Origin of the sequence: Rhodopirellula sp. P2 (assembly GCF_028768465.1) — a bacterium.
GTDB lineage: Bacteria > Planctomycetota > Planctomycetia > Pirellulales > Pirellulaceae > Rhodopirellula.
Genome location: NZ_CP118225.1, coordinates 2,486,064 through 2,490,812, shown reverse-complemented (window position 1 = coordinate 2,490,812; position 4,749 = coordinate 2,486,064). Strand labels below are relative to the sequence as shown.

Sequence of the window (4,749 nt, the reverse complement as noted above, 5' to 3'; positions counted from 1 at the left end):
GACAGCGTCTCGAAGACCTCGGCAAACTCGTTGACGTTGACCTCGACGAGCCAATGCCAGACAATCAAAACGACCGGCTGAGATTGGGATTCCCCTGATCTCAGCCGGTTTTCGTATCACGATTCTCATGATCGCCACCTGAATCCATAGGTTCCCATGTCGACCGCTTCCACGACCGACACCCAACCCGATGCCCCCCACTCCGACGATCTTGAGGCGCAGTGCGTTGACATTGCCCGTCGCGCCAAAGCGGCCTCCCGCTTGCTTGGGACTCTGGACACCAACATCAAGGATCAATGGCTCCTCGAGTCCGCGGACGCCCTGGTGGACGCCACCGATGCGATCATCGCGGCCAACCAGTTGGATCTCGGAAACGCGTCCCAGTACGGGCTGACCGACGCGGGCATCGATCGTTTGCGGTTGGACGCGGAACGAATCGCCGGGATCGCCACCGGCCTGCGTGAAATCGCAGCTCTGAACGACCCGATTGGCGAAGTCCTGGAGGGCTTTGCACGGCCAGGCGGAATGCGAATCGAAAAACGTCGCGTGCCCTTGGGCGTCGTGTTCTTCATTTATGAAAGTCGCCCCAACGTGACCGCCGATGCCGCAGGAATCTGTGTCAAAAGCGGCAATGCGGTGATCCTTCGCGGGGGCAAAGAAGCCGCGCACAGCAGCCGTGCGATCATGGACGTGCTGCACGAAGTGGGACGCCGAGTCGGCATTCCAGACGATGCGGTCCAGTTGGTTGGAACCACCGACCGAGCTGCTGTCGGGCATTTTCTTCAGCAAGCCGATTTCATCGATGTCACGATCCCGCGTGGGGGCGAAAATTTGATTCGTCGTGTCGCCGCCGAAGCCACCATGCCGGTGATCAAGCACTACGACGGAAATTGCCACGTCTACGTCGATGAATCCGCAGACGTCGAGATGGCCGTCGACATCATTGAGAACGCAAAGTGTCAACGAATGGGCGTCTGCAACGCCTGCGAATCACTCCTGATTCATCCATCGATTGCCGCCAAAGCACTCCCGGCAATCGCAAAACGCCTGGCCGGGCGTGGAATCGAAATGCGCGTCGACGAACGTGCAGCCCCCTACGTGCCCGGGGGAATTCCCGCGACCGAAGCTGACTTCGGTGCCGAATTCCTGGGCCCTCAAATCAGCATCGCCGTCGTCGATTCGGTCGACCAAGCCGCCGAACATATCAACCACTACGGGTCGGGACACACCGACGCGATTGTCACCAATCAACTGGCCGCCGCCGAGCGATTCACCGCCTTGGTGGACAGTTCCGCTGTGATGGTCAACGCCAGCACTCGGTTCAATGACGGCGGAATGTTCGGCTTGGGTGCGGAAATCGGAATTTCTACCGATAAGTTTCACGCCAGGGGCCCATGCGGGTTGCGGGAACTGACCAGCTACAAGTACATCGTACGTGGGAACGGTCACATAAGAGGCTGAGGACACGATGTCCAACGAATCACTGAGTCAAAATCAAGTCGAGAATCTTCTGAAGGCCATGGAAACGGCCAATTTGGACGAGGAAGGTTCCGGCGCACCCACCGAAAAGAAGGACTCAGCTGATCCGTCGGCTCAAACCCAGGCAGGCGACGAGACCAGCGTTGGTTCCTCCGCTCCCACCGTCGGTGCCGCCCATCCCGCCGATTCCAAGCCCTACTCACCCGGGGTGCCAACCGGCTCGCGAGTGACGGCCTACGACTTCAAACGCCCCGAACGCGTCGGCAAAGACCAGATGCGGGCGATGCATTCGCTTCACGAGTCGATTGCTCGTAATTTTGGAGCCTCCATCTCCGGTCTGCTTCGGACCATGATTGAGGTCAAATTGCTGAGCGTTGACCAACTGACCTACAGCGAATTTGTCTTCAGTCTCGACAATCCAAGCTGCTTCAACGTGATCAAGCCGCTGCCACTGGAAGGCCACTGGGTTCTCGACATTGCGCCTGGACTCGCCTACTCGATCATTGACCGGATGCTCGGTGGCGACCCCGTTCCGGGGGAAACCATCCGTCGACCACTGACCGAAATCGAAACTCGCTTGATGTGCCGCGTCGTCGATTTGTTCTTGGAACAAATTGTCCCCGCCTGGCAAAATGTGATTCACCTCGAACCCTCGATCCACACCACCGAAAGCAACCCGCAACTGGCACAAATCGTGCCTCCCAATGAAGTCGCCATCTTGGTCGGATTTGAAGTGTTGCTTGGTAAAAACCGAGGGATGATGAACCTCTGCATTCCCTTCAATTCGATCGAAAAGTACAACGCGAAACTGTCGCGGAACGGCTGGGTGGGCTACGGAAAAACCAACCCGACCCCCCAATCCCGCCGAAAAATTGCAGACAGCATCGATGCGGCTCCGGTGGATGTGGTGGTCACCCTGGCAAGGTCCAAAATTCGCACCAGCGACCTCCTGGATTTGTCCGTTGGCGACATCATCACGACCGAACAAGCCGCCAACTCCCCGTTGGAACTGTCCGTCCAAGACGTCCCTAAGTTTTCCGCCATCGCGGGTGCCTACAAAGGCAAGAAGGCGGCCCAGATCCAAGCCACGATCGAACCCAAATCTCGGGAAGCCGACGAAATCGATCCTGAACAGGAACTGGACGACGACTCGCCATTGACTTCCGAAGCTGAAACCCCCGAGGCAGAAGCTGAAGAGGCTTTGGAAGTGGCACCCAGCAACCCCGCCGTGCCGCCCAAACCCAGGCCCGGCAGCAAACCGGTGAACAAATCGGTATCCAGGACGAAGTGACCCCCAAGCAATCGTGACCAGGGTCCCGAAATCACGAGCACCGAGGCAGGTTCACCAGGCAACCGCCCAGCAACTCTGATTGTCAGTTGTGCCCGGAGGGATAGACGATCGGCGGAGGCGTCAGTCCGCTCTTCGTTGCGGCGGACTCCGCACGCCGAAGCGCAGCCTCCACACGATCAAGCAGCTCGTCGGAGCACTCGTGATTCTGAGCCGTATCGCTGATGCAAGCCGTGAACTCAGCACCGCAATGCTGACAGGCAACGGTACATCCGAGTAACGATGCGCGAATGTCAATTCGCCGGCCGCAGGTCGGGCAAGATTGGTTGAATCGAATGGACATGGTTAACCTTTCTACTTCCAGCCACTGGGCTGGTTAAATCCGTTTGATAGGGGGAATAGTAACCACAACTCCGCTGCAACGCAAACTCATTTCACGCAAGCTTCACACGACTGCTCAAGCTGCAACCATCCTAGCGCTGCCCACTCGATCGGACAAGGATCGAAATGGACCAAGTTTTCGAGAAGAACGACCGCTCAACTCGCCCCAGCCAGTGGACATACGAACACACCTGCGACGTGAAAGTAACGGTTTCCCCTGCTTCGCCTCTGGGAAGACGGTTATCCTGTAGAGACGTCACACCGACGATCGAAGAATGGATTTTTACGCCCAAGCCGGTTCCTATGACACGCTCGATCCGCAATCTGATCTCCCCTGCCGCACTCTTCGCGATTCTGGTCGTTGTGTTGCCAAAAACGGCAGGATTCAGCCAGGACACCTCCGCCGGGACCGATTCCGGCCCCCTGATCCAGCTCGAAACCCTCGAGAGCGACTCGTACTCAGGACACCTGAGCAACCTGACGGGTTCCACCCTGTCGGTGACTTTGTCCGACGGCCAATCCAAGCAGTGGGAGTTGACCGAGGTTTCACAGATCCAATTGGAAGGCTCCGCTCGAACCAGCCCGCCCACCCGCGTCGTGCTTCGTGGCGGATCCGAGATCGCCTCCGCCGCAACCTCCATGAAAGAGGAAGACCTGCTGATTCGCTCGGTCGGGCAGCCATCGTTCAACGTTTCCATTCGAGCGGTGCAGTCCGTTCGATTCCGAGCCCCTTCCGCCACGACCGACGTCAACTGGCTCGCTCTGGTCGAAGAACCCCAGCGACGCGACCGCTTGGTCATTCGCCGCGACGGCGACGCCTTGGACGCCATTGAAGGCACGATCCTGGAGATCAAACGCGACTCCGTGTCGTTTGACCTCAGCGGCAATGTTGTCGACGCCCCCCTGAACAAATTGGAAGGCGTGATCTTCTCCACGACCAGCGATCGGGAATCCGAGAAACCACTCCGAGTCCGCGACCAATGGGGATCACTTTGGATGGCCGAACAAGCCAACTGGAATCCCACCGAGCGGTCGTTGCAGTTGGACCTGGGGGAAGGGATCACACATTCGATTCCTGTCGAACAGTTGCTGGACATTCGGTTGTCGGGTGGAATCCTCTACCTCAGCGACGCTGAGGTTGCCCAGCAAAGCCAGCTCGAATCACTGAACGCACTCGTGGGAGAAGACCTGGCGTCAACTTGGTTCGCGACAGAAACCCACTCGAAGAATCTGACAACGGTCCTGTCATCGGATCACGTCGTTCGCATTCCGGAGGGCTATCAAAAATTGGTTGCCGCCGTCCGCGTCGCATCCGATGTTGACCAGTTCGCCCCATTGAAAGTGTCGGTGCTGATGGACGACCGCACGGTCTGGTCCTTGGACATCCAAGACCGCAAACCACACGGTCTGATCTTGCCCCTGGAAGATGCTCGCCGACTCACACTCCGCATCACCCAACCTGATGCGGACTCGACCACGTCGCCTCAAACCATTGCAGATGCATTGGGACATCGCGTCGAGTGGTTGGGTGCCCGCTTGTTAAAATAAAGCACTCTGCTGCCACGAAGCTTTCCGCACTGACGTTTTCACACTGAGAAATA

3 protein-coding genes are annotated in these 4,749 nt (G+C 58.0%); all 3 read left to right on the top strand.

What is annotated here, in order from left to right:
- Positions 1–156: 156 nt before the first annotated feature.
- On the top strand, positions 157–1,461 hold the full coding sequence (locus tag PSR62_RS08935) for a glutamate-5-semialdehyde dehydrogenase (RefSeq protein WP_274407428.1): 1,305 nt from the start codon (positions 157–159) through the stop codon (positions 1,459–1,461).
- 7 nt (positions 1,462–1,468) lie between these two features.
- Positions 1,469–2,770, top strand: coding sequence for a flagellar motor switch protein FliM (gene fliM, locus PSR62_RS08930; protein ID WP_274407427.1), 1,302 nt, complete (start codon positions 1,469–1,471; stop codon positions 2,768–2,770).
- 681 nt (positions 2,771–3,451) lie between these two features.
- Positions 3,452–4,696, top strand: coding sequence for a hypothetical protein (locus PSR62_RS08925; protein WP_274407426.1), 1,245 nt, complete (start codon positions 3,452–3,454; stop codon positions 4,694–4,696).
- Positions 4,697–4,749: the final 53 nt, after the last annotated feature.

What these genes read in the sequence shown, in the direction of transcription:
- PSR62_RS08935 (WP_274407428.1), top strand. Translation starts at nt 157, where the DNA reads ATGTCGACCGCTTCCACGACCGACACCCAACCCGATGCCCCCCACTCC.
- PSR62_RS08925 (WP_274407426.1), top strand. Translation starts at nt 3,452, where the DNA reads ATGACACGCTCGATCCGCAATCTGATCTCCCCTGCCGCACTCTTCGCG.
- fliM (WP_274407427.1), top strand. Translation starts at nt 1,469, where the DNA reads ATGTCCAACGAATCACTGAGTCAAAATCAAGTCGAGAATCTTCTGAAG.